The 26,631-nt window shown below is 71.5% G+C and carries 25 protein-coding genes; 14 read left to right on the forward strand and 11 right to left on the reverse strand.

The features are described 5' to 3' along the window. The first annotated feature begins 114 nt into the window (after window positions 1-114). Window positions 115-1,542: a pyruvate kinase gene (gene pyk, locus ACFY30_RS00085; RefSeq protein WP_390842939.1), complete on the forward strand. Its 1,428-nt coding sequence runs from the start codon at window positions 115-117 to the stop codon at window positions 1,540-1,542. A gap of 111 nt (window positions 1,543-1,653) precedes the next feature. Here the strand turns inward: pyk and ACFY30_RS00090 are convergent, their stop codons facing one another. The 4 genes from ACFY30_RS00090 to ACFY30_RS00105 all read right to left on the reverse strand — a co-directional run bounded on the left by ACFY30_RS00090 (window position 1,654) and on the right by ACFY30_RS00105 (window position 6,062). Next, window positions 1,654-3,006 carry a hypothetical protein gene (locus ACFY30_RS00090; RefSeq protein WP_390842940.1) on the reverse strand — a complete coding sequence of 451 codons (1,353 nt, stop codon included), beginning with the start codon at window positions 3,004-3,006 and terminating at the stop codon, window positions 1,654-1,656. After that, window positions 2,996-3,580: a DUF6114 domain-containing protein gene (locus ACFY30_RS00095; RefSeq protein WP_390660965.1), complete on the reverse strand. Its 585-nt coding sequence runs from the start codon at window positions 3,578-3,580 to the stop codon at window positions 2,996-2,998. Before ACFY30_RS00095 ends, ACFY30_RS00090 begins: the two co-directional genes overlap by 11 nt. Before the next feature lie 201 nt (window positions 3,581-3,781). Then, a complete protein-coding gene (locus ACFY30_RS00100; RefSeq protein ID WP_390660966.1) occupies window positions 3,782-4,426 on the reverse strand; it encodes a DUF6230 family protein in 645 nt (214 codons plus the stop codon). A gap of 661 nt (window positions 4,427-5,087) precedes the next feature. Continuing rightward, window positions 5,088-6,062 carry a tetratricopeptide repeat protein gene (locus ACFY30_RS00105; protein WP_390842941.1) on the reverse strand — a complete coding sequence of 325 codons (975 nt, stop codon included), beginning with the start codon at window positions 6,060-6,062 and terminating at the stop codon, window positions 5,088-5,090. Window positions 6,063-6,322: 260 nt separating this feature from the next. Between ACFY30_RS00105 and ACFY30_RS00110 the strand changes: the two genes are divergently transcribed. Next, entirely contained in the window at window positions 6,323-6,955 is a 633-nt protein-coding gene (locus ACFY30_RS00110; protein WP_390660968.1) for a TetR/AcrR family transcriptional regulator, read from the forward strand. 228 nt (window positions 6,956-7,183) lie between these two features. Here ACFY30_RS00110 and ACFY30_RS00115 read toward each other — a convergent pair whose 3' ends face one another. The 3 genes from ACFY30_RS00115 to ACFY30_RS00125 form a co-directional block, all read right to left on the reverse strand. Next, entirely contained in the window at window positions 7,184-7,522 is a 339-nt protein-coding gene (locus ACFY30_RS00115; protein WP_390842942.1) for a DUF3817 domain-containing protein, read from the reverse strand. Window positions 7,523-7,565: 43 nt separating this feature from the next. Beyond that, window positions 7,566-8,075 carry a MarR family winged helix-turn-helix transcriptional regulator gene (locus tag ACFY30_RS00120; RefSeq protein WP_390660970.1) on the reverse strand — a complete coding sequence of 170 codons (510 nt, stop codon included), beginning with the start codon at window positions 8,073-8,075 and terminating at the stop codon, window positions 7,566-7,568. Window positions 8,076-8,171: 96 nt separating this feature from the next. Then, on the reverse strand, window positions 8,172-9,176 hold the full coding sequence (locus ACFY30_RS00125) for a matrixin family metalloprotease (RefSeq protein WP_390842943.1): 1,005 nt from the start codon (window positions 9,174-9,176) through the stop codon (window positions 8,172-8,174). A 389-nt stretch (window positions 9,177-9,565) separates the two neighbouring features. Here ACFY30_RS00125 and ACFY30_RS00130 point away from each other — a divergent pair, with 389 nt between their 5' ends. Beyond that, window positions 9,566-10,219: a TetR/AcrR family transcriptional regulator gene (locus tag ACFY30_RS00130; RefSeq protein ID WP_390842944.1), complete on the forward strand. Its 654-nt coding sequence runs from the start codon at window positions 9,566-9,568 to the stop codon at window positions 10,217-10,219. Window positions 10,220-10,258: 39 nt separating this feature from the next. Here the strand turns inward: ACFY30_RS00130 and ACFY30_RS00135 are convergent, their stop codons facing one another. Beyond that, a complete protein-coding gene (locus ACFY30_RS00135; protein ID WP_390842945.1) occupies window positions 10,259-10,552 on the reverse strand; it encodes an MTH1187 family thiamine-binding protein in 294 nt (97 codons plus the stop codon). Then, on the reverse strand, window positions 10,549-10,893 hold the full coding sequence (locus tag ACFY30_RS00140) for a DUF3817 domain-containing protein (protein ID WP_390660974.1): 345 nt from the start codon (window positions 10,891-10,893) through the stop codon (window positions 10,549-10,551). The genes ACFY30_RS00135 and ACFY30_RS00140 overlap by 4 nt, the downstream gene beginning before the upstream one ends. Before the next feature lie 188 nt (window positions 10,894-11,081). On the opposite strand from ACFY30_RS00140, the gene ACFY30_RS00145 reads away from it, so the two are divergent. From ACFY30_RS00145 to ACFY30_RS00160, 4 genes are all read left to right on the forward strand, one after another. After that, window positions 11,082-11,714, forward strand: coding sequence for an AIM24 family protein (locus tag ACFY30_RS00145; RefSeq protein WP_390661216.1), 633 nt, complete (start codon window positions 11,082-11,084; stop codon window positions 11,712-11,714). Between the two features lies 1 nt (window position 11,715). Then, window positions 11,716-12,366 carry an AIM24 family protein gene (locus ACFY30_RS00150; protein ID WP_390842946.1) on the forward strand — a complete coding sequence of 217 codons (651 nt, stop codon included), beginning with the start codon at window positions 11,716-11,718 and terminating at the stop codon, window positions 12,364-12,366. A 2-nt stretch (window positions 12,367-12,368) separates the two neighbouring features. After that, window positions 12,369-13,175: an AIM24 family protein gene (locus tag ACFY30_RS00155; RefSeq protein ID WP_390843662.1), complete on the forward strand. Its 807-nt coding sequence runs from the start codon at window positions 12,369-12,371 to the stop codon at window positions 13,173-13,175. 92 nt (window positions 13,176-13,267) lie between these two features. Beyond that, window positions 13,268-13,744 carry a MarR family winged helix-turn-helix transcriptional regulator gene (locus ACFY30_RS00160; RefSeq protein WP_390660976.1) on the forward strand — a complete coding sequence of 159 codons (477 nt, stop codon included), beginning with the start codon at window positions 13,268-13,270 and terminating at the stop codon, window positions 13,742-13,744. A 605-nt stretch (window positions 13,745-14,349) separates the two neighbouring features. On the opposite strand, the gene meaB is transcribed toward ACFY30_RS00160, so the two are convergent. Beyond that, window positions 14,350-15,306: a methylmalonyl Co-A mutase-associated GTPase MeaB gene (gene meaB / locus ACFY30_RS00165; RefSeq protein ID WP_390660977.1), complete on the reverse strand. Its 957-nt coding sequence runs from the start codon at window positions 15,304-15,306 to the stop codon at window positions 14,350-14,352. Between the two features lie 68 nt (window positions 15,307-15,374). Beyond that, window positions 15,375-16,586, reverse strand: coding sequence for an acetyl-CoA C-acetyltransferase (locus ACFY30_RS00170; protein ID WP_390842947.1), 1,212 nt, complete (start codon window positions 16,584-16,586; stop codon window positions 15,375-15,377). Window positions 16,587-16,737: 151 nt separating this feature from the next. Here ACFY30_RS00170 and mce point away from each other — a divergent pair, with 151 nt between their 5' ends. The 7 genes from mce to ACFY30_RS00205 all read left to right on the forward strand — a co-directional run bounded on the left by mce (window position 16,738) and on the right by ACFY30_RS00205 (window position 26,626). Further along, window positions 16,738-17,178, forward strand: coding sequence for a methylmalonyl-CoA epimerase (gene mce, locus ACFY30_RS00175; RefSeq protein ID WP_390660979.1), 441 nt, complete (start codon window positions 16,738-16,740; stop codon window positions 17,176-17,178). A gap of 232 nt (window positions 17,179-17,410) precedes the next feature. Beyond that, on the forward strand, window positions 17,411-21,292 hold the full coding sequence (scy, locus tag ACFY30_RS00180) for a polarized growth protein Scy (protein WP_390842948.1): 3,882 nt from the start codon (window positions 17,411-17,413) through the stop codon (window positions 21,290-21,292). A gap of 183 nt (window positions 21,293-21,475) precedes the next feature. Beyond that, window positions 21,476-22,414 carry a cellulose-binding protein gene (locus ACFY30_RS00185; RefSeq protein WP_390660981.1) on the forward strand — a complete coding sequence of 313 codons (939 nt, stop codon included), beginning with the start codon at window positions 21,476-21,478 and terminating at the stop codon, window positions 22,412-22,414. 111 nt (window positions 22,415-22,525) lie between these two features. Continuing rightward, window positions 22,526-23,479 (forward strand): ABC transporter ATP-binding protein, encoded by a 954-nt coding sequence (locus ACFY30_RS00190; protein ID WP_390842949.1) that lies wholly within the window; start codon window positions 22,526-22,528, stop codon window positions 23,477-23,479. A gap of 2 nt (window positions 23,480-23,481) precedes the next feature. Continuing rightward, window positions 23,482-24,252: an ABC transporter permease gene (locus ACFY30_RS00195; protein ID WP_390842950.1), complete on the forward strand. Its 771-nt coding sequence runs from the start codon at window positions 23,482-23,484 to the stop codon at window positions 24,250-24,252. 110 nt (window positions 24,253-24,362) lie between these two features. After that, on the forward strand, window positions 24,363-25,736 hold the full coding sequence (locus ACFY30_RS00200) for an ABC transporter ATP-binding protein (protein WP_390842951.1): 1,374 nt from the start codon (window positions 24,363-24,365) through the stop codon (window positions 25,734-25,736). Continuing rightward, on the forward strand, window positions 25,733-26,626 hold the full coding sequence (locus tag ACFY30_RS00205) for an ABC transporter permease (RefSeq protein ID WP_390842952.1): 894 nt from the start codon (window positions 25,733-25,735) through the stop codon (window positions 26,624-26,626). Before ACFY30_RS00200 ends, ACFY30_RS00205 begins: the two co-directional genes overlap by 4 nt. Window positions 26,627-26,631 lie beyond the last annotated feature (5 nt).

Below are 26,631 nucleotides of genomic sequence, written 5' to 3' on the forward strand. Positions count from 1 at the left end.
TGCGGCTCCGCCGGGAGGTGACCGGGCAGGAAAGCAACTGAGCGCGAACCCGCCCATTTGTATCTTCCGCCAGACGGAATATTCCGTAGCGAAACAAACCGATAGGATCGCCTCATGCGCCGTTCGAAAATCGTCTGTACTCTCGGCCCCGCGGTCGATTCCCACGAGATGCTCGTGTCCCTGATCGAAGCCGGCATGAACGTGGCCCGCTTCAACTTCAGCCACGGCACCCACGCCGAGCACCAGGGGCGGTACGACCGCGTCCGTGCCGCCGCCAAGGAGACCGGCCGGGCCGTCGGTGTCCTCGCCGACCTGCAGGGCCCGAAGATCCGGCTCGAGACCTTCGCCGAGGGCCCGGTGGAGCTGGTGCGCGGTGACGAGTTCACCATCACCGCCGAGGACGTCCCCGGCGACAAGACGATCTGCGGGACGACGTACAAGGGGCTGCCCGGTGACGTCGACCGCGGCGACCAGATCCTGATCAACGACGGCAACGTCGAGCTGAAGGTCGTGGACGTCGAGGGCCCGCGGGTGAAGACGATCGTCATCGAGGGCGGCGTCATCTCCGACCACAAGGGCATCAACCTGCCCGGCGCGGCCGTCAACGTGCCCGCGCTGAGCGAGAAGGACGTCGAGGACCTGCGGTTCGCGCTGCGCATGGGTGCCGACCTGGTCGCGCTGTCCTTCGTCCGGGACGCCAAGGACGTCGCCGACGTCCACCGGGTCATGGACGAGGAGGGCCGCCGGGTCCCCGTCATCGCCAAGGTGGAGAAGCCGCAGGCGGTGGAGAACATGGAGGACGTCGTGATGGCGTTCGACGGTGTGATGGTCGCCCGTGGCGACCTCGCCGTCGAGTACCCGCTGGAGCGGGTCCCCATGGTGCAGAAGCGTCTGATCGAGCTGTGCCGGCGCAACGCCAAGCCGGTGATCGTGGCGACCCAGATGATGGAGTCGATGATCACCAACTCCCGTCCGACCCGCGCCGAGGCCTCCGACGTGGCCAACGCGATCCTGGACGGCGCGGACGCGGTCATGCTGTCCGCCGAGTCGAGCGTGGGCGCGTACCCGATCGAGACCGTGAAGACGATGTCGAAGATCGTCACCGCCGCCGAGCAGGAGCTGCTGGGCAAGGGCCTGCAGCCGCTCGTGCCGGGCAAGAAGCCGCGCACCCAGGGCGGTTCGGTGGCGCGTGCCGCGTGCGAGATCGCCGACTTCCTCGGCGGCCGCGGCCTGGTGGCCTTCACGCAGTCCGGTGACACCGCCCGCCGGCTGTCCCGCTACCGCGCGCAGCAGCCGATCATCGCCTTCACCACCGACGAGGACACCCGCAACCAGCTGACGCTCAGCTGGGGTGTGGAGTCGCACGTCGTGCCGCTCGTGGACAGCACGGACGACATGGTGGACATGGTCGACCAGGAACTCGCCAAGATCAACCGCTTCAACCCGGGCGAGATCGTCATCATCACCGCCGGCTCGCCCCCCGGCGTCCCCGGCACCACCAACATGCTCCGCGTCCACCACGTCGGCGGCTCCGCCGACTGAACGGCCGCCCCGTGAAGGGCCCCGAACGCCACTGAGGGCGCCCCCTGCGACAGGGGGCGCCCTTTCGTGTGTGTCCCGGGGCCGGGGCCCGGTCGACCGGGAGTGTGTCTCTCAGCTGTCCGTCGTGTACACCTGCATGCCGGGCACGTGCAGGGTTCCGCCGAACTGGCCGGCCTGGGTGACCTTCACGTTGCTGAAGTAGATCAGCGGGATGTTCAGCGGCGGCGGGTTGTCCGGGCTGAACGTGATCGGGATCAGGCCGAACAGGTTGCCCGAGATGCTCTCGGTGTACATGACCGTGTCGCCGTCGGTGATCGTGGACTTCGTGCCCTTGCCCGCCTGGACGTGGTACGTCTTGCCGGACTTCTTGTCCTTCACCGTCTGGTGCAGGTCGTCGATCTCGGTGCCGCCGGAGATGACGTACTTCAGCACCTTCTTCTTGGTGCCGCTCGCGGTCTTCACCTCGACGATGCCCTGGTAGTCCGCGCCCTTGAGCCACAGCCCACTGGCCTGCAGGTACCACGGGTCGTCCGCCACCAGGATCTTGTTGTCGACGCCGCCCTCGTCTTCCGTGGCGGCGAGGCAGTCCTCCGCGTCGGTGGTGGAGCTCGCGGAGGGGCTGGGCGAGGCGGTGGCCCCGTCGGCTGCAGCGGCGGCGTCGTCCGCCGCGTCCCCGGCCGCCTCGGTGGCGTCCCCGGCGGCGTCCTTCACCGTGTCGGTGACGGCGTCGGTGGTGTCCTTGACCGTGCCGCCGGCGGAGTCGTCGTTGCCGGAGGAGGAGTCCGAGGAACCCGAGTCCGAGGAGCCCGAGCCCTCGGTGCCGGTGGTGGGCGAGGCGGACGCGGACGCGGAGGGCGAGGCCGTGGCGGTCGTGTCGCCGGAGCCGTCGCCGTCGAAGAGGTCCGTGATGGCGTCGCCGATGGTCTCCAGGACGTTCTTGCTCGTCTCGGAGGCCGAGGGGCTCGGCGTCGCGGTGTCATCGGAGGACGACGACGTCTGCTTCTCCGCCGAGGAGGCGGCCTCGGAGGACGCCGAAGGGGAGGGCTCCGCCGTGTCGTCGGAACCTGAATCCGACGAGGAGGAGCCGCCCGACGAGTTCTGGGAGTCCTGGGAGCCGGCCCCGTCGTCCGAGGAGCCGCTCGTGGAGCCGCTCGTGCTCGCGGAGGCCGACGGCGACGGCGAGGCCGACGCGGAGGCGGACGCGTCGGCGCCGTCCAGGGCCGCAACGCAGTCCTTGTACTCGTCGGCCAGCTTGCTGTTGGACGTCGGCGCGTCGTCGGCGACGGCGAGCGTCGGGGTGAACCCCATGCCCATGAGGACGGCCGTGGGCATCGCGGCCATCGCTATCGCCTTGCCGGCCGGCAGCCGGGTGAACAGCGGCTTCTTCGGGGCCGCGTGGCGCGGTCCCGTTCCCGGCCGGTCCGGGGAGGCCGAGCTGCCGGCGCGGACCCCGTCAGCCGACACGGTGCACCCCGTTCGCCTCGTCGGCCTCGGCGGTGTGCTCCACGCCGTCCTCGGCCTGCGCGTGGCGGGGCGCCGGCAGGCCCGGGACGTCGGCGGGTGCCTCGGCGGCGGGTTCCGGGGCGCCGTCCTCCGTGGGAGCGCCCTGGGCGCCCCGCTTCCCGCCGCCCTGGGCCGCGGGGTCGCCCGGCGCCCAGGCGGCGGCGAGGGCGCCGCCGATCAGCGCCAGCAGGAAGCCCATGATGAAGCCGCCGATGTTGGAGATCACCAGCGACACCAGCGCGAGGAGGATGGCCGCGACACCCGCGAAGACACGCGTGGCCGGCTGGAACCACATGGTGAGCCCCAGCGTCATCAGCAGCACGCCGATGATCAGCGACCCGGCACCCGCGGTGGTCGACATGGTGACCGACATGGTGCCCAACTTGAGCGTCGCGTAAGGGAAGTAGGCGATCGGCAGCCCGCCGAGCAAGGTGAACAGGCCCGCCCAGAACGGTCGGCTGCCCCGCCAGCCACGGAATCGCAGACGCAGCCGGGTGAAGGTCCCGGCGCTCTGGCCCGGAGTCTCGGCACTCATGGAAAACAGCTCCCTGGGTCCGGTGGAAGTACGTACCGGCTCGGCCGTAGGCGTGAAGAAGCCGGAAGGTATAAGTCTGTGAAGGTGCCCGACGCACGGTCGGGCGGAGCTCGGGGGGCGGAGAAGCACAGGCTTCCCCGCCCCTGGCACAGCCCCCTGGGTCAGCTCAGCCGTCCCAGGTCACCCCGGTGACGGGAGCCGTCAGTAGCACTCCATCTCGGGGTCGGCACCGAGCTTCATCGACAGGCCGCTCAGCTTGAACGTGCCGGCCGTGGTCGCCCACGCCGTCTGCTTGACGCCGTAGAGGTCGGCCGACTTGGCCTGCTGGGCGAAGCCGCCCGGCAGGACGCTGTCGCCGGACCTCACGGCGGGACCGCGGGTCTTGTCCTTGAGCGCGACGCCGATGTCGATGTTCTCGAACTCGGCGTCGGCGTCGAGCTGCGCGACGTCGATGTAGAGGTTGGTCGCCTCTACCGGCTTCTTCGCGTCCGTACCCGCGTCGAGACGCAGGTAGAACGTCTTGTTGAGGACGGGGATCGTCGTCTTGACCGACTGACACATCTTGGTGATGGTCGCGCTGTCGAAGGACGAGATGGCGACCGGGTGGATCGTCTTCTCTTTGCCCTCGACCGTCGTGTAACCGGTGTCGATGCCGCCGTACTGGGCGAATCCCTCACCGTGCAGATGCCCGGCCGAAACCTTGAACTGCTGGCCGGAGACGCTGAAGGACGCCGCGAGGGCACCCTGCGCCAGACCGACACCGACACACGCTGCGGCGGCGACGCTGGGCACCATGACCACAGCGAACCGCTTCCATCTGGTCCCGCCACGCACCTGGGACTCCATATTTCCTCCTTCTCGGACGTACATCTCCTGGCCCCGACTGGCCCCACGTATGCGGCGGCTCCACCGGGCAGGGATGGGAGAAGTGCTACGTCCTCGGGAAGGGGAGCGCCCGTTTCGGAGGCGCGTACCGCGCACCGATCACCGGCGATCACCCCCGAGCGACAACCACTGGTCGCGCCTGACACGCATCACGCACAACCTTGCTGGACAGGCTTCACCGAGCGGTGAAGACCCCCCTGTCCAAGAGCCGGCGCCATGTGCCGCCGGCCCTGCTCGGTGGGGACCCAGGAAAACCCGTTGACCCAACCGGCTGTCGGGGTACGGGAATGGACCGAGCGTGGCCGATCGTGGTCCATTCTCGCCGCCCGCACAAGGGGGTTCGTTACTCGCTAGTAACGGCCGGATAACCGAACAACGACCCAGAGGTCTCGGGCGGCGACGCAGGGTGGCATCGAGGCCCAGAACAAAACAGTTGATCGATGGACAGAACCCGACAGACCAACGGCCTCGGCTTACTTCCAGTAACAGCGGCCGCGATTACCAAGATTTGGTAAAGCGCGGCCGCTGGGGAACCTTCTCGGCAGAACTTTCACTCGGGAACCACAGCCCCCGACGTTTAGCGACTGGTCAGCCCCGGGCCGCGCCCGGACCGGCCACCCGCTCAGAACAGGGCGCGCGCCAGCGCCCGTCGGGCCGCCGCCACCCGCGGGTCGTCGGGCCCGACCACCTCGAACAGTTCGAGCAGCCGCAGCCGTACGGCGTCCCGGTCGTCCCCGGCCGTGCGGCGCACGGTCTCGATGAGCCGCCCGAACGCGTCCTCGACATGACCCCCCACCAGATCCAGGTCGGCGGCGGCGATCTGCGCCTGGACGTCACCCGGGTTCCCGGCCGCGTCCTTGCGCACCTGCTGCGGGTCCATGCCGGCAACCCGCTGCAGCAACTCGGCCTGCGCCAGCCCGAGTTTCGCCTCCGTGTTCGCCGGGTCATCGGCGAGCACGTTCCTGTACGCCTGCACCGCGCCGCCGAAGTCGCCCGCGTCCAGCGCCTGTACGGCGGCTTCGAGAAGCCCGTCGTACGGACCGGCCGGCACCGCGGCGGCCGGCTCCGCGACCCCGGGCTCGGCGTCGGGGTCGACGGTCAGGCCGGTGAGCCCGAACCGCTGCTCGGCGACCTGCACCAGCTGGTCCAGCGTCTGCCGGATCTGGGCCTCGCCGGCGGCGCCCTGGAAGAGCGGCAGCGCCTGCCCCGCGACGACGGCGAACACGGCCGGGATGCCCTGCACCCCGAACTGCTGCATCAGCATCTGGTTGGCGTCGACGTCGATCTTGGCGAGCAGGAAGCGGCCGTTGTACTCGACGGCGAGCCGCTCCAGGACCGGGCTCAGCTGCTTGCAGGGCTGGCACCACTCGGCCCAGAAGTCGATGACGACCGGTACCTCGGCGGAACGCTGCAGGACATCGCGCTCGAAACCCGCCTCGTCTACGTCGATGACGAGATCGGCCGGGGAGACGGCGCCCGCGCCGCCCTGCCGGGCCGCTTCGGCGCGCGCCTGCTCCGCCTTCGCCTTGGCCTCCTGGGCCGCCTTCACCGCGGCGAGGTCGACGACTCCGCTCATGGACATGTTCCGTGGCTGCATGCGTCTATCCTCCCCCGTCCGCGCGCGTACACGAAAAGCGTTCCGAAAGCGTTCCTGCCCAGGCGCCGGGGTCCCCACCCCACACCATCGTCCACAACCCGCGGTACGTCCGTCACGAGCGGTGTCGAGGGGCGTCGCACGCTTTCGCTACGAGTCGTAGCGTAATGGCACCGAGTGCCTCCGCAACACCACCCCCTGGTGATCTCCCTCACGGCGACGGACTCTCCGGCATGGCGCAAACCGGCGGTTATGGTCGGGGAATGCAGAGCCGCACGCCCGTTTGCCGCACCGGGGCCGCCCGTACCGGCCGCCCGCGCAGCGCCGCCGCGGACGCCGCGATCCTGGCCGCGACGCGCGAGGCGCTGGTCGAACTGGGCTGGTCGAAACTCACCCTGGGAGACGTCGCGACGCGCGCCGGGGTCGCGAAGACGACCCTCTACCGCCGCTGGGCCGGCAAGAACGAACTCGTCGTCGACGCGGTGGCCGAGCTCTTCGCCGAACTGGAACTCCCCGACCGGGGCAGCCTGGCCGCCGACATCGAGGGCGTGGTGCTGCAGTTCGCGGCGATCCTGGAGCTCCCCGAGGCGCGGAGCGGGCTGATGGCGGTGGTCGCGGAGTCCACCCGGGACGACGCCCTGCGCGAACGGATCCGCGCCTCCATCGTCGAACCGCAGAAACACCTCGTCCTGGAGGGCCGCACGCGCGCCCAGGTCCGCGGCGAACTCCCCCCGGAGACCGGCTCCGAGGAGGCCGCCCGCACGGCCGACCTCATCTTCGACATCGTGGCGGGCGCGGTGGTGCACCGCACGCTGGTGAGCGCGGAACCGGCGGACGAGGAATGGGTGCGCAGCTTCACGCGCGTGCTTCTGCTGGGGCTGGCCGGCGCGGTGTGAGCAGACGGCCGCTGTCACCAGGCCCGTGGAGCTCCGTACGGCCCGCTCGGCGCTCGCCCGGCGTCGCCCCGGCCCGTACGGCGTCCGGCACGGGCTCGCCCAGGTCCGAGCCGTCGCGGGCGGCGTCCAGGGTCGCCCGCCACCCGCGCACCGCCCCGCTCCGCCCCGCGCACCGCCAGGATCCGCGCCGGGGACCGCTGGTGGCGGAAGGCGGACCGGGCGCGGGCGCTATGCCTTGACCACGTCCGGCGCGCCGTCGGCGACCCGGCCCTCGAGCTCGTGCGTGATCCTGCGCTCGACGAAGAAGGCGGCCGTCGGAATGGTCCCGGCCAGCAGGACCCACAGCTGCTTGGCGACCGGCCACTTCGCCTTGGAGCCCAGGTCGAAGGCGAAGACGAGGTAGACGACGTACAGCCAGCCGTGCGCGATGCCGACCGCGCCCGTGAAGCCGTCCGCGCCGTCCAGGTCGAGCACGTACTTGGCGATGACGCCCAGGGTCAGCAGGACCAGCAGCACACCGGTGACGTAGGCCATGACGCGGTAGCGGGTCAGCACGCTCTTCTTCATGCCGTCGAGCGTAACCGCCCGTTCCGGCAGATCTTGGACCGGGTCAGTCCTCGTCGAAGTCGTGCGCCGCCACCCGCAGCGGCCGCAGCATCGCGAAGATCTCGGCGCACTCCTCCGCGTCGTACACGCCGAGACCGAAGTCCATCGCCATCAGGTCGCGGGTGGCCGCCTCGACGACCTCGCGGCCCTTGTCGGTGATGACGGCGAGCGTGCCCCGGCCGTCGTTGGGGTTGGGGCGCCTGGCGACCAGTCCGGACTTCACGAGGCGGTCGACGGTGTTCGTCACCGACGTGGGGTGCACCTGGAGCCGCTCGCCGATCTTCGACATGGTCAGCTCGCCCTCCTTGGAGAAGGTGAGCAGCACGAGTGCCTCGTAGCGGGCGAACGTCAGCCCGTACGGCTTGACCACGGCGTCGACCTCGGCGAGCAGGATCTGGTGCGCACGCATGATCGAGGTGATCGCGGCCATGGACGGCGCATTGCCCCACCGCTGCTTCCAGAGCTCGTCGGCGCGGGCGATGGGATCGAAGGGGAGACTGAGCGGCTTCGGCACGGCATCAGACCCTACCCGTCGGTCATATCCCGGTCAGCTCTGTCTCGGCCTTCGGTCGGCCGGTGGCGGAGCGGCCGGCCCGGCGGCCGCGGGGGCTCAGTAGAGGCTGCGCAGGCCCAGCACGTCGCCCCTGCCGAGGGTGCGGGCGGTGGTGGAGCAGGCGAACGAGCTCGGGTACATGGTGAGGTTCTCGTGGCCGGGTCCGGCGTGTCCCAGGCCGAAGACGTGACCGGCCTCGTGGGTGGCCACGCTGCGGATGTCGTAGGCGCCGTCGCAGGCCCCCGAGGGGCTGTTGGTGAACCTGTAGTCGTGGATGTTGAAGCGGACGTCGGCCTCGAGCAGCCGGTCCGGGCCGTGGCGCACCGTGCGGCTCCACGAGCAGGTCGTGGCGACGCTGTCGGCGCTGAGGTCGCCGGCGTCCCAGACGTTCAGGCCGTCCCGCGCGGTGCAGTGGGCCCGGTGGTCGATGCCGGCCTCGTGGCCGGTGCCGGCCAGGAACCTCGCCCTCGCCTTGATGGTGTCGTCCAGGCCGCAGTCGTTGCGGCCGCGGATGATGGCGAGGATGCCCTCCTCGAAGGCCCGGCGGACCTCGCGCCGGGGCAGGTCGCCCGGCTGGGGGCCGTCGCCGATGAACCACTGGTAGATGCCGTACTCCTTGCGGTCGGCGACGGCGTAGGCGGTGTCGGCACAGGGCGCGGGGGCGTCGGAGCGGTTGCCCGCCGGGCGGGAGTCGTCCCCCGCCGCCGTGTGCGTGTCGTCGTCGTAGGCGTAGGACACCGTGCCGTCGGTGGCGACCTCCAGGCTGAAGCCGTGGGTGGAGCCGTCCGTGGTGAGGGCGTCGACGCTGACCTTCGTGCCGGGTTCGGGGACCGTGAGGCCGGCCCCGCCGTGGGTGACCAGGCGGCCCACGGCCCCGCAGCGGGTTGCGGAGGAGCCGGCGGGCAGGTCGTCGACGGTCAGCTCGCCCGGGGCGAGCACGCAGGCGGGGGCGGCACGCTCCGCCCGTACGGGTGCGCCGGCCCCGGACGTCAGGAGGGCGAGCGAGGCCACCAGCAGCGCGGCAGTCGAACAACGGTTCATCACACAGGACTTGATCGACACCGGGAGAGATTAGCCAGGGCCCGGCCGGACGAAACCCTTCACCCGGTCGCCTGATGGAGCGACTGCTCAAACGGGCGTCCCGTCCCCCTCGGGTTGCTTGAGCGACCGCTCAAACACCGCTCCGACCTGCGGATTCGCCAGAGACCGTCCTCGGAGACACGCGGTCCGGGCCGCCCTCGACGACGTCCGGGCCCGGGCACAGGACCCGTCCGAGCACCAGCGGTGGGGCTCGGGTTTCACCCGGATCGCCCATCTTCCGCGCGCACAGGGGGAGCGTTTCCCGCGCGCACCGGGGACGCCACGGCGCTTCCGTTGCGCCGCTCGCGCGCTGCCGATCCCCGACCGCCGATCCGTACGGTGGACTCCTTCGCCCCGAAGGAGGCGCGCGCGTGACCCCCGACCCGAAGCCGGCGCAGGACACGAGGACCAGGCTGCTGGAAGGCACCCTGCGCACGCTCGCCGAACAGGGCATCGCCAGGACGTCGGCCCGTACGGTGGCGGCGGCCGCGGGCGTCAACCAGGCCCTGGTCTTCTACCACTTCGGCTCGGTGGACCTCCTGCTCGCGGCGGCCTGCCGGTACGGCGCCGAGCGCACCGTGGCGCGCCACCGCCCCCGCTTCGCCGCGGTCACCTCCCTGGCCGAACTCCTCGCCCTGGGCCGCGAGATCCACCACCGGGAGCGCGCCGGCGGCCGTGTCGCGCCGCTCGGCCAGCTGCTGGCCGGTGCCCGGACCCACGCGGCGCTCGGACCGGCCGGGGCCGCGGCCCTCGATCTGTGGGTCACCGAGATCGAGAAGGTCCTCGACCGCGTCCTGCCGGGCACCCCCTTCGGTGAGTTCACCGACCCGCCGGGCCTCGCCCGGGCCATGGCGGCGGCCTTCGTCGGCATCGAGCTGTACGAAGGGGCCGACGCACCCGGCGCGTCGGCCGCGCTGAACGCCCTGGAACACCTGGGCGCCCTGTTCGCCGCCCTCGGGGAACTGGACCCGGCGGCCCGGCGGGCGATCCGCCGGCACCTGCGCCGTGCCTGCGCCCGCCGCTGACGTCCCCGCGCCGGAGCCGACGGCCGCGGGCCGCTCCGGTCAGCCCGCCAGGTGCCGTTCCACCGTCTCCACTTTCTTCGTCAGGGCATCGGTCACGCCGGGGCGGATGTCCGCCTTGAGGACCAGGGAGACGCGGGGGGCGCGTGCCTCCACGACGGCCACGGCGCGCCGGACGACGGCCATGACCTCGTCCCATTCGCCCTCGATCGAGGTGAACATCGCGTCGGTGCGGTTCGGCAGGCCGGACTCGCGGACCACGCGGACGGCCTCGGCCACGTACTCCCCGACGTCCTCACCGACGCCGAGCGGGGTGACGGAGAAGGCGACGATCACGCGTTCACGACCCCTTCCTTGCGGGCGCGGGAGGCGATCACCGCGTCCTCGGCCTCACGGCGCAGCCTGCGCTCGGCGAAGAAGCCGCCGGTCGGCAGGACGGAGAGGACGAAGTAGAGCGCGGCGGTGCCGAGCGGCCACTTCGCGCGGTTCCAGGCGTCCGCCCAGAAGAGCACGTACAGGAGGAACAGCGCGGCGTGGACCCAGCCCATCACGGGAACCGCGTCGAAGTCCGTCGTCCGCTTCAGCACCGAGCAGACGAGCAGCAGCAGGAAGGAGATGGCCTCGGGGGCGGAGACCAGGCGCAGGCGGCGGAGGGCGGAGGCTGTCTTCAGGTCCACGGGTCACCTTCGGGAGAAACGGCGGGTTCGGCGATGGTCGACGCGTTGATCCGCGCGGCTTGTGAACGCGCGCACAAGCGCTGGCCCATTGTGGCAAACGCTCCACCTAGGGGTGCGCTCAGGGTCGTTCTCCACCCACAGGTGCTGTTCGGCGCACCCGTCCGGCCGCTACCTTTCGCAGCGTGGCGATGTTCCGACTGCAAGGCAGCAAGGTGCTCGCCGTCGACATGACCGGGGACGCCGTGAAGGCGAAGAACGGCTCGATGGTCGCGTACGACGGGCAGATGGCCTTCAAGAAGCTCAGTGGCGGCGGGGAGGGGATCCGGGGGATGGTGACCCGGCGGCTCACCGGCGAACAGATGACCGTGATGGAGGTGAGAGGACAGGGGACGTGCTGGTTCGCCGACCGGGCCTCCGAGATCAACCTGGTCAGTCTCCAGGGGGACAAGCTGTACGTGGAGTCGAGCAATCTGCTCGCGACGGACGCGGGGCTGAGGACGGGCACCAGTTTCACCGGCCTGCGCGGCGCCTCCCAGGGCAACGGACTGTTCACGACGACCGTCGAGGGCCACGGCCAGGCGGCGATCACCTCGGACGGGCCGGCCGTCGTGCTGCGGGTCAGCCCGCAGTACCCGCTGACCGTCGACCCCGGCGCGTACATCGCGCACCAGGGCGACGTCCGCCAGTCCTTCCAGTCCGGAGTGACGTTCCGCACGCTCCTGGGCGAGGGTGGCGGCGAGGCCTTCCAGATCCGGTTCGAGGGGGACGGCCTGGTGTACGTCCAGCCGAGCGAGCGCAACACGATCGCGGGGGACGTCTGACATGACCTTCCGCGAGATCAACTCCAAGATGGTCGAGGCGACCGTCGTCCCCGGGCAACGGCTCTTCAGCCAGCGCGGCGCCATGCTCGCCTACCGCGGCGACGTCTCCTTCACGCCCAACATGCAGGGTGGGCAGGGCGGCGTGATGTCCATGATCGGACGGCGGCTGGCCAACGAGGACACCCCCCTGATGACGGTCGAGGGCAGCGGCACCGTCCTCTTCGGACACGGCGGCCACCACATCCAGGTCATCCAGCTCACCGGCGACACCCTGTGCGTCGAGGCGGACCGCCTCCTCGCCTTCGAGGGCACCCTCCAGCAGGGCACGATGTTCCTGGGCTCCCAGGGCGGGGTCATGGGCATGGTCCGGGGCCAGATCAGCGGCCAGGGCCTGTTCACCACCACCCTGAAGGGGCACGGCGCCGTCGCCGTGATGGCCCACGGCGGTGTCTTCGAGATCCCGATCACCCCGCAGCGCCCGGTCCACGTCGACCCGCAGGCCTACGTCGCCCACCACGGCGACGTCCGCAACAAGCTGTCCACCGCGCTCGGCTGGCGGGACATGGTGGGGCGCGGCTCCGGGGAGGCCTTCCAGCTCGAGCTCAGCGGCAGCGGTGCGGTGTTCGTCCAGGCGTCGGAGGAGAAGCTGTGAGCATGTACGGGGCTCCGGGCGCCGGCCCGACGGTCTACGACCCCATGACCCTGCCGGTCGACGACAACGTCAACAACTACACCTTCTGCGTGGAGCTCAAGGGGAGCCAGTGGTTCCTGCAGAAGGGGAAGATGATCGCCTACTACGGCTCGATCGACTTCAACGGCATCGGGCACGGCCGGCTGGACCGTCTGGTCCGCACCTCGTTCCATTCGCCTCTGCACGCGAGCGACTGGGTCGTGGCGGAGGGTTCGGGCAAGATGCTCCTCGCCGACCGGGCCTTCGACGTGAATTCGTACGACCTCGACGACGGCAATCTGACCATTCGCTCGGGCAATCTGCTCGCTTTTCAGCCAAGCCTGTCGCTCAAGCAGTCGATCGTGCCGGGATTTCTCACGCTGATCGGAACCGGAAAGTTCGTCGCCGCATCTAACGGCCCGGTGGTGTTCATGGAACCTCCGATCCGCGTGGACCCTCAGGCCCTCGTCGGCTGGGCCGACTGCCCGTCCCCGTGCCATCACTACGACCACGGGTACATGACGGGTGTCATGGGCGGTCTACGTGCACTGACGGGCCTTGGCGGGGCCTCCGGGGAGGAGCACCAGTTCGAGTTCGTCGGCGCCGGCACGGTGCTGCTGCAGTCGACCGAGACCCTCATGGCCGAGCAGGCCACGGGGGCGGTTCCGCACGAGCCGGGGGTGCCCGGCGGGGGCGGGATTCCCGGCGCTCCGGGCGGGCACGGCGGACAGAGCGGGGTACCGCGCCTTCCCGGACAGCTGGGGGACCTCCAGCGTCGCTTCGGGCTGTGAGCGGTAGTCTGCGGAGTGTGACATCGAACGCGTGCGCACCGTCACACCACCCTCACTAGTTCGCCTTTCAACATTTTAGGTAGACTTCACTTATGGAGACCGAAACGGCCACGCGCTGGCTGACCGATGCGGAGCAGTGCGCCTGGCGCACCCACCTGGAGGTCAACAGGCTGTTGACGTACCAGCTCGAGAAGGATCTGCAGCCGTTCGGCCTGACCATGAACGACTACGAGATCCTGGTGAACCTCTCCGAGTCGGAGGACGTCCGGATGCGCATGAGCGACCTCGCATCCGCCACCCTCCAGTCCAAGAGCCGTCTCTCGCACCAGATCACCCGCATGGAGAACGCGAACCTGGTACGCCGCGAGAACTGCGAGTCCGACCGCCGCGGTCTGTACGCCGTCCTGACCGAGCACGGCATGGAGACGATGATGAAGGTCGCGCCGCACCATGTGGCGTCCGTGCGGCGGCACTTCATCGACCTCCTCTCCCCCGAGGCCCTCAGAGACCTCGACAAGTCGCTGAAGCCCATCGCGGAGCACCTGCGCGGCCAGCGAGGACGCCCGTAAGCATCTCCTGAGCAGCACCGGCAGGCGGGGCCCTGAAGGGCTCCGCCTGCGGGCGTCTCCGAGACCGCGAGCACCCGCCGTGCGACGATCACCGGGCCCGGCCCGGGGCCCGCCCCGCCCTCACCCAGGCCGCGGACGGCGGGCCGCGTCGCGCCGTACGAACCGCTCGAGGACCCGCTCAGGCCCCGCCTCCGGCACCCCGCCCCGGCCGTGGGCGACGACCGCCCGTGCCCCTCGCCCCGCCGCAACGGTCCCCATGAACACCGGTCCGGCATGCCGCCGGGCGTCGTCACGCAGGTTGGCCGGCACTCGCCCCGTCCGCCCCCGCGATCCGGCCACGTCCACGCCCCCGGTGCCCACGCTCACGCAGGCCGAGGTGGGCGGCGGTCGTCGGCACGAGCGCGGGGCGCGGCCCGAACCGGTCGGCGGCAGGAGACGGCGGTGCCGCCGGACAGGGCCATCACGGTGCACGCCACCTGTTGAGCCCGCGGCGGGCGTACGGAAGACGCAGGACGGCCGCCTACGAGTTGAACATGACCGTACGGGTGCGGCCCGGAGACCGCCGACGGTCGTCGAGCCGGTACCGGTCGGCTCTGGGTGGGTGGTCAGCCCTCGGTGAGCCCCGCGACGAGCTCGTCCGCCGCGCGGTAGGGGTCCAGCTCCCCGGCGACGATCCGCTCGGCCAGCGCGTCGAGACGGCGGTCGCCGTGCAGGTCGCCGATGCGTTCACGCAGGGCCGTGACGGCGATCGTCTCGACCTCGCGGGCGGCGCGGGAGCGGCGGCGCTCGGCGAGGACGCCGCGTTCCTCCATCCACGCGCGGTGCTTCTCCAGCGCCTCCAGGACCTCCTCGACGCCTTCGGCGCGGGCCGCGACCGTCTTGACGATCGGCGGGCGCCAGTCCCCGGGGGCGCGGGACTCGCCGAGGCCCAGCATGTGGTTCAGCTCGCGGGCGGTGGCGTCGGCGCCGTCCCGGTCGGCCTTGTTGACGACGTACACATCGCCGATCTCCAGGATTCCGGCCTTGGCGGCCTGGATGCCGTCGCCCATGCCCGGCGCGAGCAGCACCACGCTGGTGTCCGCCTGCGCGGCGATCTCGACCTCCGACTGGCCGACGCCGACGGTCTCGACCAGGATCACGTCGCAGCCCGCCGCGTCGAGCACACGGATCGCCTGCGGGGCGGCCCACGCGAGTCCGCCGAGGTGACCGCGGGTGGCCATCGAGCGAATGTAGACGCCGGGGTCGGAGGCGTGCTCGGACATCCGCACCCGGTCGCCGAGCAGGGCGCCGCCGGAGAACGGGGACGAGGGGTCGACGGCGAGCACACCGACCCGCCTGCCCTGCTTGCGGTACGCCGTCACCAGCGCGGACGTGGAGGTCGACTTGCCGACGCCCGGGGAGCCGGTGAGGCCGACGACGTACGCGTTGCCCGTGAGCGGAGCCAGGGCCGCCATGACCTCCCGCAGCTGCGGGGACGCCCCCTCCACCAGGGAGATCAGCCGGGCCACGGCCCGTGGCCGGCCTTCCCTGGCCTGGGTGACCAGCGAGGAGACGTCCTGCATCACAGCTCCGATCAGATCCGTTCGGTTCCGGTCACCGCGAGGTGCGCCGGTGACGACGTACGACGGTGTCAGGCCTTGGGCACCCGCACGATCAGCGCGTCGCCCTGGCCGCCGCCGCCGCACAGCGCGGCCGCGCCGACACCGCCGCCGCGCCGCTTGAGCTCCAGCGCCAGGTGCAGGACGAGCCGGGCGCCGGACATGCCGATCGGGTGACCGAGGGCGATCGCGCCACCGTTGACGTTCACCTTTTCCGTGGACACCCCGAGGTCCTTCATTGACTGGACCGCGACGGCGGCGAAGGCCTCGTTGATCTCGATGAGGTCGAGGTCCTCGACGCCCAGGCCCTCCTTCTTCAGGGCGTGCGCGATGGCGTTGGAGGGCTGCGACTGGAGCGAGTTGTCCGGCCCCGCCACATTGCCGTGGGCGCCGATCTCGGCGATCCACTCCAGGCCCAGTTCCTCGGCCTTGGCCTTGCTCATGACGACGACCGCGGCGGCGCCGTCGGAGATCTGCGAGGACGTGCCCGCGGTGATCGTGCCGTCCTTGGCGAAGGCGGGACGGAGCTTGCCGAGGGACTCGGCGGTGGTGTCGCCGCGGATGCCCTCGTCCTTGCTGAAGACGACCGGCTCGCCCTTGCGCTGCGGGATCTCGACCGGGGTGATCTCGGCCTCGAAGACGCCGTTCTTCTGCGCGGCCGCGGCCCGCTGGTGGGACAGGGCCGCGATCTCGTCCTGCTCGGGGCGCGCGATGCCCAGGCGTGTGTTGTGCTTCTCCGTGGACTCGCCCATGGCGATGCCCTCGAAGGAGTCGGTGAGGCCGTCGTGCGCCATCGCGTCGAGCATCTCGATCGCGCCGTACTTGAAGCCCTCACGGGACTTCGGCAGCAGGTGGGGGGCGTTGGTCATGGACTCCTGGCCGCCCGCGACGACCACGTCGAACTCACCCGCGCGGATCAGCTGGTCGGCCAGCGCGATCGCGTCGAGGCCGGACAGACACACCTTGTTGATGGTGAGCGCCGGGACGCTCATCGGGATGCCGGCCTTGACGGCGGCCTGGCGGGCCGGGATCTGGCCCGCGCCGGCCTGGAGCACCTGGCCCATGATCACGTACTGCACCTGGTCGCCGCCGATCCCCGCACGGTCCAGCGCCGCCTTGATCGCGAAGCCGCCGAGGTCGGCTCCCGAGAAGGACTTCAGCGAGCCCAGCAGCCGTCCCATGGGCGTACGCGCGCCCGCGACGATCACCGAGGTCGTGCTGTTGGTTCCAGTCGATCCAGTCATGAGCTGCGATTCCCCTTACCGGCCTGCACGGGCCGAGGAGTGAACGAGGGTTTACTTCGAATGTACTGAGTGGCACTCCGTGCCGTCATCGGGCCGTCAGTGTGATCGCGCGCACGTTGCGTAACCATCACGGCCGCGCTCCACTAACAACATGCTGACGCGAATCGACCACATCGGGATCGCCTGTCACGACCTCGACGCCACTGTCGAGTTCTACCGCTCCACGTACGGCTTCGAGGTGTTCCACTCCGAGGTCAACGAGGAGCAGGGCGTCCGCGAGGCCATGCTCAAGATCAACGAAACCTCCGACGGCGGTGCCTCCTACCTGCAGCTTCTCGAGCCGACCCGGCCGGACTCGACCGTCGCCAAGTGGCTCGACAAGAACGGGGAGGGCGTCCACCACATCGCTTTCGGTACGGCGGATGTGGACGGGGACGCCGAGGACATCCGCTCCAAGGGCGTACGCGTTCTGTACGAAGAGCCGCGACGCGGCTCCATGGGGTCACGGATCACCTTCCTGCACCCCAAGGATTGCCACGGGGTACTGACAGAACTGGTCACTTCGGCGCCTGTTGAGTCACCTGAGCACTGACCCTCGTACATATGGGCCGGTAGGGTTGGGGGCGGTCGTCGCTCAGCGAGGGCGACCGGTCCTGCTGCCTTGGACGGCAGGACGTTGCCGGGGTCCGGGTTTCGGGGGACGAGCGTCGGGGCAGCAGCCCATGCTCCGTCGTTGATCTGACACCATTCCCCGGGGGCCCCGTTCGGCGGATGGACGGAGCTCGTTCGGGAAGCTTGCGACCAGGGACGGATGGGACCGCGCAGTGCGGGGCTACGAGAGCCAGGAGCGGGAGCCGGCGGCTGACGTCGACCACCTCACTCGGTTCGAAGCCGAGATGAAGCGGCTGAAGACCGAGCGGGAAAAGGCGATTCAGCACGCCGAGGACCTCGGCTACCAGGTCGAGGTGCTGCGCGCCAAGTTGCACGAGGCGCGCCGCACCATCATGTCCCGGCCCGCCTTCGACGGCGGCGACATCGGGTACCAGGCCGAACAGCTGCTGCGCAATGCGCAGATGCAGGCCGACCAGTTGCGCCAGGACGCCGAGCGCGAGCTCAGCCAGGTGCGGGCGCAGACGCAGCGCATCCTCCAGGAGCACGCCGAGCAGGCCGCCCGGCTCCAGGCCGAGCTGCACCAGGAGGCGGTCACCCGACGCCAGCAGCTGGACCAGGAGCTGGCGGAACGCCGGCAGACGGTCGAGTCGCACGTCAACGAGAACGTGGCCTGGGCGGAGCAGCTGCGCGCCCGCACCGAGGCCCAGGCCCGCCGGCTCCTCGAGGAGTCGCGGGCCGAGGCCGAGCAGGCCCTGGCCGCCGCCCGCGCCGAGGCCGAACGGGTGGCCGCGGAGGCCCGCCAGCGGCTCCAGGCCGACGCCGAGGCGGCCCGCGCGGAGGCCGAGCAGCTGCTGCTGCGCGCCCGCACGGACGCCGAGCGGATGCTGAACGCCGCCTCCACCCAGGCCCAGGAGGCCACCGAGCACGCCGAGGCGCTGCGCAGCTCCACGGTGAACGAGTCGGACGCGGCCCGCCGCCAGGCCGGCGAGCTCAGCCGCGCCGCCGAGCAGCGGATGGCCGAGGCGGAGGACGCGCTGCGCAAGGCGCAGTCCGAGGCCGACAAGCTGCTCGCCGAGGCCAAGGCGGCCGCCGAGAAGGCGCTCTCGAGTGCCGAGTCGGCCAACGAGCAGCGCACCCGTACGGCGAAGGAGCAGGTCGCCCGGCTGGTCAGCGAGGCCACGAAGGAGGCCGAGGCCACCCGGGCGGACGCCGAGCAGGCCGTCGCCGACGCGCGTGCCGAGGCCGAGAAGATCGTCGCGGAGGCCGCCGAGAAGGCCCGGACGATCACCGCCGAGGAGAGCGCGACCCAGCTGTCGAAGGCGGCCAAGACCGCCGAGGACGTCCTCAACAAGGCGCAGGAGGACGCGCAGAAGACCACCCGCGCGGCGGCCGAGGAGGCCGAGCGGATCCGCCGGGAGGCGGAGGCCGAGGCGGACCGGCTGCGCGCCGAGGCGCACGACATCGCCGAGCAGCTCAAGGGCTCCGCGAAGGACGACACCAAGGAGTACCGCGCCAAGACGGTCGAGCTGCAGGAGGAGGCCCGCCGGCTGCGCGGCGAGGCCGAGCAGCTGCGCGCCGACGCGGTCGCCGAGGGCGAGAAGATCCGCGCGGAGGCCCGCAGGGAGGCCGTCCAGCAGATCGAGGAGGCCGCCCGGTCCGCCGAGGAGCTGCTGTCCAAGGCCAAGGCCGACGCGGACGAGCTGCGCCAGAAGGCGACGACGGACAGCGAGAAGGTCCGCACCGAGGCCATCGAGCGCGCCACCACGCTGCGCCGCCAGGCCGAGGAGGTGCTGGAGCGCACCCGCACGGAGGCCGAGCGCTCCCGCGAGGAGGCGGTGGAGCTCGCCGAGACCATCACCTCCAACGCCGAGCGGGCCGCGAGCGAGCTGCGCGAGGAGACCGAGCGCGCGGTCGAGGCCCGGCAGGCGGAGGCCGCCGACGAGCTGACCCGGCTGCACACGGAGGCGGAGGCGCGGCTCGCCTCCGCCGAGCAGGCCCTCACGGACGCCCGGGAGGAGGCCGCGCGGATCCGCCGCGAGGCCGCCGAGGACACCGACCGGCTGCGTGCCGAGGCCGCCGACCGGATCCGTACGCTCCAGCAGCAGGCCGCCGACGAGGCCGAGCGGCTGCGCACCGAGGCCGCCGCCGACGCGTCCGCCTCGCGGGCCGAGGGCGAGGCCGTCGCCGTACGGCTGCGGTCGGAGGCCGCCGCCGAGGCCGAGCGGCTCAAGACCGAGGCGCAGGAGACCGCGGACCGGGTGCGCGCGGAGGCGCAGGCCGCCGCCGAGCGCCTGGCCGCCGAGGCGTCCGAGACGCTGGCCGCCGCCCAGGAGGAGGCCGCCCGCCGGCGCCGCGAGGCCGAGGAACTCCTCGGCTCCGCCCGCCAGGAGGCCGACCAGGAGCGCGAGCGTGCCCGCGAGCAGTCCGAGGAACTGCTGGCGTCGGCGCGCAGGCGCGTGGAGGACGCCGAGGCCGAGGCGCTCCGGCTGGTCGAGGAGGCCGACCGGCGCGCCACCGAGATGGTCGCCGCGGCCGAACAGCACGCCCAGCAGGTCCGGGACTCCGTGGCCGGGCTGCACGAGCAGGCCCAGGAGGAGATCACCGGGCTGCGCTCGGCCGCCGAGCACGCGGCGGACCGCACCCGGCGGGAGGCCGAGGAGGAGGCGGACCGGGTCCGCGCCGACGCCTACGCCGAACGCGAGCGGGCCAGCGAGGACGCCGGCCGTGTCCGCCGCGAGGCGAACGACGCGGCCGAGGCCGCGAAGGAACTCGCCGAGCGGACCGTCGGCGAGGCGATCGCGGAGGCCGAGCGGCTGCGGACCGAGTCGTCCGCGTACGCCCAGCGGGTGCGTACGGAGGCGTCGGACGCGCTCGCCGAGGCCGACCAGGCCGCGGCCCGCACCCGGGCCGACGCCCGCGAGGACGCCAACCGCATCCGCTCCGACGCGGCCACGCAGGCCGACACGCTCATCACCGAGGCGCGCAACGAGGCCGAACGCCTCCAGACGGAGACCATCGCCGAGGCGGAACGGCTCCAGACCGAGACGGCCGCGGAGGCCGAGCGGGTGCGCGCCGAGTCCGTCGCCAAGGCGGAGAAGCTGATCCAGGACGCCGCCGGGGACGCGGAGCGCCTGCGTGCCGAGGCCGCCGAGACGGTGGCTTCCGCGCAGCAGGCCGCGGAGCGGATCCGCGCCGAGTCGGAGCGGGTCAAGGCGCAGGCGGCGGCGGAGGCCGACCGCATGCTGAGCGTGGCCCGCGACGAGGCGGACGAGACGCTGGACGCGGCCCGCAAGGAGGCCAACAAGCGGCGCTCCGAGGCGGCCGAGCAGGTCGACACGCTCATCACCGAGACCACGGCCGAGGTCGACAAGCTGCTCACGGAGGCGCAGGAGCAGGCGCTGCAGACCACCGCGGACGCCGAGTCGCAGGCCGACACGATGGTCGGCGCGGCCCGCAGCGAGGCCGAGCGGCTGGTCTCCGAGGCGACACGCGAGGGCAACGCCCGGGTCGAGAAGGCCCGTACGGACGCGGACGAGCTGCTCGTCGGCGCCCGCCGGGACGCCACCGCGATCAGGGAGCGGGCGGAGGAGCTGCGCGACCGGATCACCTCCGAGATCGAGGCGCTGCACGAGCGGGCCCGCCGCGAGGCCGCCGAGACGATGAAGTCGACCGGCGACCGCTGCGACGCGCTCATCAAGGCCGCCGAGGAGCAGCTCGCCAAGGCGCAGGCCAAGGCGAAGGAGCTGGTGTCGGAGGCGAACTCCGAGGCCGGAAAGGTCCGCATCGCCGCCGTGAAGAAGGCGGAGGGCCTGCTGAAGGAGGCCGAGCAGAAGAAGTCGGCGCTGATCAAGGAAGCCGAGGAGCTCAAGGGCGAGGCGATCCGCGAGGCGCGGCGCACGGTCGAGGAGGGCAAGCGCGAGCTGGAGGTCCTGGTGCGCCGGCGTGAGGACATCAACGCCGAGATCTCCCGGGTCCAGGACGTCCTGGAGGCACTGGAGTCCTTCGAGGTCCCGTCCGTGAACAAGGACGGCGGCGTCAAGGCCGGCGCCAGCATCGGAGCGCCCCGATCGGGTGGGAAAGCCTCGGACAGCTAGCGGAATGTGTGGATTGCGTTAAAGTCTGGGCCCTTTGACTGAGTTTTTGGCAAGCGGTGCGCCGTGCAGCCACCCAAAAGGGGTGTCATTCCTCAGATCAAACACGCATACGCTCGATGACACAGCGCTCCGGCCCCTAGGATTCCACCTATCACCTCACCGGTCTCATTCGACAGGAACCCCATGAGCGACACTTCCCCCTACGGCTTCGAGCTTGTGCGGCGTGGGTACGACCGCGCTCAGGTGGACGAACGGATCTCCAAGCTCGTCTCCGACCGTGACAGCGCTCTCGCCCGCATCACCGCTCTGGAAAAGCGCATCGAGGAGCTCCACCTCGAGACGCAGAACGCCCAGGCCCAGGTAAGCGACGCCGAGCCGTCGTACGCCGGTCTCGGCGCGCGTGTCGAGAAGATCCTCCGCCTCGCCGAGGAAGAGGCCAAGGATCTGCGCGAGGAGGCCCGTCGCGCGGCCGAGCAGCACCGCGAGCTCGCCGAGTCGGCGGCCCAGCAGGTCCGCAACGACGCGGAGTCGTTCGCCGCGGAGCGCAAGGCCAAGGCCGAGGACGAGGGCGTCCGGATCGTCGAGAAGGCCAAGAGCGACGCGTCGCAGCTGCGCCAGGAGGCCCAGAAGGACGCGCAGTCGAAGCGTGAGGAGGCCGACGCCCTCTTCGAGGAGACCCGCGCCAAGGCCGCGCAGGCCGCCGCCGACTTCGAGACCAACCTGGCCAAGCGCCGGGAGCAGTCCGAGCGCGACCTGGCGTCCCGTCAGCAGAAGGCGGAGAAGCGTCTCGCGGAGATCGAGCACCGCGCGGAGCAGCTGCGCCTGGAGGCGGAGAAGCTGCGCACGGACGCCGAGCGCCGCGCCCGCCAGACCGTCGAGACGGCGCAGCGCCAGGCCGAGGACATCGTGGCCGACGCGAACGCCAAGGCGGACCGGATCCGTTCGGAATCCGAGCGCGAGCTGGCGGCCCTCACCAACCGCCGCGACAGCATCAACGCCCAGCTGACGAACGTCCGCGAGATGCTCGCCACGCTGACCGGCGCCGCGGTGGCCGCCGCCGGCACGCCGTCCACGGACGACGAGCCGATCTCCCGTGGGGTGCCGGCGCAGCAGTCCCGGTAGGTTTCCCGCGGTTCGGGGCCCGCATCCTCCTCGGGGGTGCGGGCCCTCGCCGTGTCCCCCCATGGCCCCGCCCCGGTGGCAGCCGCCCGGCACCGGACCTAGCGTGGCCGCATGATCGAGCTGGTGGGCCTGACGAAGCGGTACGGCGAGAAGGTCGCGGTGAACAACCTGACCTTCACCGTGAGACCGGGTGTCGTCACGGGCTTCCTCGGCCCCAACGGCGCCGGCAAGTCCACCACCATGCGGATGATCCTGGGCCTGGACCGGCCGACCGCCGGGGACGTCCGGATCGACGGCAGGCACTACGACCGGCTCGAGGACCCCCTCACGTACATCGGCGCCCTGCTGGACGCGAAGGCCGTGCACGGCGGGCGCAGTGCCTTTTGCCATCTGCTGTGTCTGGCGCAGAGCAACGGCATCCCCAGGAGCCGGGTGCACGAGGTGCTGGACACGGTGGGTCTGACGGCCGTGGCGAAGAAGAAGGCCAAGGGGTTCTCGCTGGGCATGGGGCAGCGGCTCGGCATCGCGGGCGCGCTGCTCGGCGATCCCCGGATCCTGATGTTCGACGAGCCGGTGAACGGCCTGGACCCCGAGGGCATCCACTGGATCCGCACCCTGATGAAATCGCTGGCCGCGCAGGGCCGGACGGTGTTCGTGTCGTCCCACCTGATGAGCGAGATGGCGCTGACCGCCGATCACCTCGTCGTCATCGGGCAGGGCAGGCTGCTCGCGGACACCTCGATGGCGGACTTCATCGCCCGCAACTCCAGGGCGTACGTCCGCGTCCGCACCCCGCAGCGCGAGCGGCTGCTGGACGTGCTGCACGACGCCGGGGTGACGGTGGTCGAGAGCGGCGAGGGGGTGCTGGAGGCGGACGGCGGCAAGGCCGAGCGGATCGGGGAGCTGGCCGCCCGGCACGGCGTCGTGCTGCATGAGCTGAGCCCTCAGCAGGCGTCCTTGGAGGAGGCGTTCATGCAGCTCACCGCGGAGACCGTGGAGTACCACGCGCACACCGGCGAACCCTCTGGTCCGCAGTGGGGCGACGACTGGACGAGGAGGGGCTGAGCATGGCGGCGATCCAGGTCGTGCGGTCGGAATGGACCAAGATCCGGTCGGTGGCGTCCACCGTCTGGACACTCTCCCTCGCCGTGGTCGTCACCATCGCCCTCGGCATGCTGATCTCGGCACTGTCCCGGCACGAGTACGACAACATGGGCGCCGGTCGCCGGCTCTCCTTCGACCCGACCTACATCAGTTTCGCCGGGATGAGTCTGGGTCAGCTCGCGATGATCGTGTTCGGCGTGCTGGTGGTCTCCAACGAGTACAGCACCGGCATGATCCGCACCTCGCTGTCCGCGGTGCCCCGGCGCGGCAGCTTCCTCTTCAGCAAGATCGCGGTGGCGGCCGGGCTGGCCCTGGTCGTGGGGCTGGCGACGAGCTTCGTCACCTTCGCCCTGGGCCAGGCGGTGCTCGGCTCGCACCGCGCGGAGCTCGGGGACCCCGGCGTGCTGCGGGCGGTGATCGGCGGCGGGCTCTACATGACGCTCATCGCGGTGTTCTCGATGGGGGTGGCCGCGATGCTGCGCTCCCCGATGCTCTCGCTGGGCATCCTGATGCCGTTCTTCTTCCTGATCTCCAACATCCTGGGCAATGTGCCGGCCACGAAGAAGGTCGGCCGCTATCTGCCCGACCAGGCGGGCAGCCGGATCATGCAGGTGGTCACCCCGGTCGACGACAGCCCTCCGTACGGGCCCTGGGGCGGGCTCGCGATCATGGTGGGGTGGGTGGCCGCGGCGCTCGCCGGCGGGTACGTGGTGCTGAAGAAGCGCGACGCGTGAAGCTTTGGGCTTTGCTTTGATTTGGGCGGAACCGTCAGCGCCTCGATAAGCTCCTAACCCTTACGGGGGCGTGTGCCCCGCTGTCCTGAACCTGTCGATGGGTGCGGAGCATGATCGAGGCAGTCGGCCTGACCAAGCGCTACGGCGACAAGACCGCTGTGTACAACCTTTCCTTCCAGGTGCGGCCGGGTGCCGTCACCGGCTTCCTCGGGCCCAACGGCTCCGGCAAGTCGACGACCATGAGGATGATCCTCGGCCTGGACAATCCCACGTCGGGGACGGTGACGATCGGCGGCTACCCGTACCGCAAGCTGCCGAACGCGCCACGCCAGGTCGGGGCCCTGCTCGACGCCAAGGCCGTGCACGGCGGCCGGCACGCCCGCAACCACCTGCTGTGCCTGGCGCAGCTGTCCGGCATCCCGGCCCGCCGGGTGGACGAGGTGCTCGGGGTGGTCGGCCTCCAGGACGTGGCGAAGCGGCGGTCCAAGGGCTTCTCCCTGGGCATGGGCCAGCGGCTCGGCATCGCGGCGGCGCTGCTCGGCGACCCGCAGGTGCTGCTGTTCGACGAGCCGGTCAACGGCCTCGACCCCGAGGGCATCCTCTGGGTCCGCAACCTCATGAAGTCACTGGCCGCGGAGGGCCGTACGGTCTTCGTCTCCTCCCACCTGATGAGCGAGATGGCGCTCACGGCCGACCACCTGATCGTCATCGGGCGGGGCCAGCTGCTCTCCGACATGAGCGTGCGGGACTTCATCTCGGCGAACTCCGCCGACTTCGCGCGGGTGCGCACCCCGCACACCGAGCCGCAGCTCCGCGAGAAGCTCGCCGCGGCGCTGACGGAGGCGGGCGGCCACGTCCTCCCCGAGCAGGACGGCGCCCTGCGGGTGATGGGACTGGCGCTGCCGCGGATCAGTGACATCGCGCACGACACCGACGTACGTCTGTGGGAGCTGTCGCCGCACCAGGCCTCCCTGGAGGAGGCGTACATGCGGATGACGCAGGGGGCCGTCGACTACCGCTCGACCACCGACCAGAAGGCCGGCCTCCAGCAGCCCCTGCCCCCCGGCGCCACACCCCCCGTGCCGGTCCCCGGCCAGGGCCAGCCCGGCTGGTACGCCCCGCCCCCGCCGCAGCACGGGTACGCCCCGCCGCAGCCGGCCCAGGTGAGCTACGGCGCCCCCGCCCCGTACGCCGCGCCCGCTCCCCACGGCGCCAACCCGTACGCGCAGCCCGCCGGCGCCCCGGCGGGCGCCGCGCCCGTGCAGCCCGCCGCCCCGGCCCCGGCCGCCCCCGCGGCCCCGGCGCAGCCGCCCGCCCCGGCGGCAAGCCCGGCTCCCGCCCCCGCTCCGCCCACGGCCGCCCCCGTGGCCGCCGCCCCGCAGGACCAGGCGCCGGCCGCGCCCGCCTCGCTCACCAAGGCGGCCCCCGCCCCTGCCCCCGCCTCCGACGCCGCCCCGACGACCCAGCCCGAGGACGCCCGATGAGTACCCCGCAGCACCCCTCCCCGCAGGCCGCCGCGCCCGTCTGGCAGGGAGCGGCCGGTCCCTCGTACGCCGCCGGGCCCGGCGGTCTGTCCGGCTACACCTCGCCGATCCCGGTCGTGCGGACGCACCTCGGGCACGCCATCGCCTCCGAATGGACCAAGATCCGGTCGGTGCGCTCCACCATGTGGACGCTGGGGGTCTTCGTCCTGCTGGTCGTCGGCATCGGGATGATGGTCGCGCTGATCGTCGACGCGAACGCCTCGGAGGGCGACCTCTCCGGCGAGAACCCGCTGTCGTTCGGCTTCTTCGGCGTGCTCCTGGGCAGCATGCCGATCATCACGCTCGGCGTGCTCACCACCGCCTCCGAATACGGCACCGGCATGATCCGCACCACGATGGTCGCGTGCCCCTCGCGCGGCCGGGTCCTCGCCGCGAAGGGCATCGTGTTCTTCACGATCGCGTTCGTCGTGACCCTGGTGTCGACCGGCTTCGTCGCCATGGTGGACGCGTCCCTGTTCACCGGCGCGCCGGAGCCGTCCGGCAGCGAGTGGCTGAAGGCGACCGTGGGCGTGTCCTTCTACATCGCGCTGCTCGGCCTGCTCTCGCTCGCCGTCGGCTCGGTCATCCGGCACTCGGCGGGCGCCATCACCATCATGATCGGCCTGCTGCTGGCCCCGCTGGTCATCGCGATCTTCATGTTCTCGGAGTCCCTGGAGAAGGTCCGCCAGGCGCTGTTCGAGTACTCGATCCCCAGCCAGCTGGGCGTCTGGTACTCGGCCTCGCTCAGTGACAGCGGCCCGTCCGGCTGGGACCCGCTGTGGATCGCGCTCGGCGTCACGGCCGCCGCGTTCGCCGCCGCCTTCGCCCTGCTGGAGAAGCGGGACGTGTAGGACGG

It is taken from the genome of Streptomyces sp. NPDC000345 (assembly GCF_042898825.1).
Taxonomy (GTDB): domain Bacteria; phylum Actinomycetota; class Actinomycetes; order Streptomycetales; family Streptomycetaceae; genus Streptomyces.

Excerpts from the sequence above, each read along its gene's own strand:
- ACFY30_RS00160 (WP_390660976.1), top strand. The coding sequence starts at position 13,268 with ATGGAGACCGAAACGGCCACGCGCTGGCTGACCGATGCGGAGCAGTGC.
- meaB (WP_390660977.1), bottom strand. The coding sequence starts at position 15,306 with ATGCAGGACGTCTCCTCGCTGGTCACCCAGGCCAGGGAAGGCCGGCCA.
- ACFY30_RS00170 (WP_390842947.1), bottom strand. The coding sequence starts at position 16,586 with ATGACTGGATCGACTGGAACCAACAGCACGACCTCGGTGATCGTCGCG.
- mce (WP_390660979.1), top strand. The coding sequence starts at position 16,738 with ATGCTGACGCGAATCGACCACATCGGGATCGCCTGTCACGACCTCGAC.
- ACFY30_RS00205 (WP_390842952.1), top strand. The coding sequence starts at position 25,733 with ATGAGTACCCCGCAGCACCCCTCCCCGCAGGCCGCCGCGCCCGTCTGG.
- ACFY30_RS00110 (WP_390660968.1), top strand. The coding sequence starts at position 6,323 with ATGCAGAGCCGCACGCCCGTTTGCCGCACCGGGGCCGCCCGTACCGGC.
- pyk (WP_390842939.1), top strand. The coding sequence starts at position 115 with ATGCGCCGTTCGAAAATCGTCTGTACTCTCGGCCCCGCGGTCGATTCC.
- ACFY30_RS00105 (WP_390842941.1), bottom strand. The coding sequence starts at position 6,062 with ATGCAGCCACGGAACATGTCCATGAGCGGAGTCGTCGACCTCGCCGCG.
- ACFY30_RS00155 (WP_390843662.1), top strand. The coding sequence starts at position 12,369 with ATGTACGGGGCTCCGGGCGCCGGCCCGACGGTCTACGACCCCATGACC.
- ACFY30_RS00150 (WP_390842946.1), top strand. The coding sequence starts at position 11,716 with ATGACCTTCCGCGAGATCAACTCCAAGATGGTCGAGGCGACCGTCGTC.
- ACFY30_RS00195 (WP_390842950.1), top strand. The coding sequence starts at position 23,482 with ATGGCGGCGATCCAGGTCGTGCGGTCGGAATGGACCAAGATCCGGTCG.
- ACFY30_RS00115 (WP_390842942.1), bottom strand. The coding sequence starts at position 7,522 with ATGAAGAAGAGCGTGCTGACCCGCTACCGCGTCATGGCCTACGTCACC.
- ACFY30_RS00100 (WP_390660966.1), bottom strand. The coding sequence starts at position 4,426 with ATGGAGTCCCAGGTGCGTGGCGGGACCAGATGGAAGCGGTTCGCTGTG.
- ACFY30_RS00095 (WP_390660965.1), bottom strand. The coding sequence starts at position 3,580 with ATGAGTGCCGAGACTCCGGGCCAGAGCGCCGGGACCTTCACCCGGCTG.
- ACFY30_RS00185 (WP_390660981.1), top strand. The coding sequence starts at position 21,476 with ATGAGCGACACTTCCCCCTACGGCTTCGAGCTTGTGCGGCGTGGGTAC.
- ACFY30_RS00200 (WP_390842951.1), top strand. The coding sequence starts at position 24,363 with ATGATCGAGGCAGTCGGCCTGACCAAGCGCTACGGCGACAAGACCGCT.
- ACFY30_RS00190 (WP_390842949.1), top strand. The coding sequence starts at position 22,526 with ATGATCGAGCTGGTGGGCCTGACGAAGCGGTACGGCGAGAAGGTCGCG.
- ACFY30_RS00145 (WP_390661216.1), top strand. The coding sequence starts at position 11,082 with ATGTTCCGACTGCAAGGCAGCAAGGTGCTCGCCGTCGACATGACCGGG.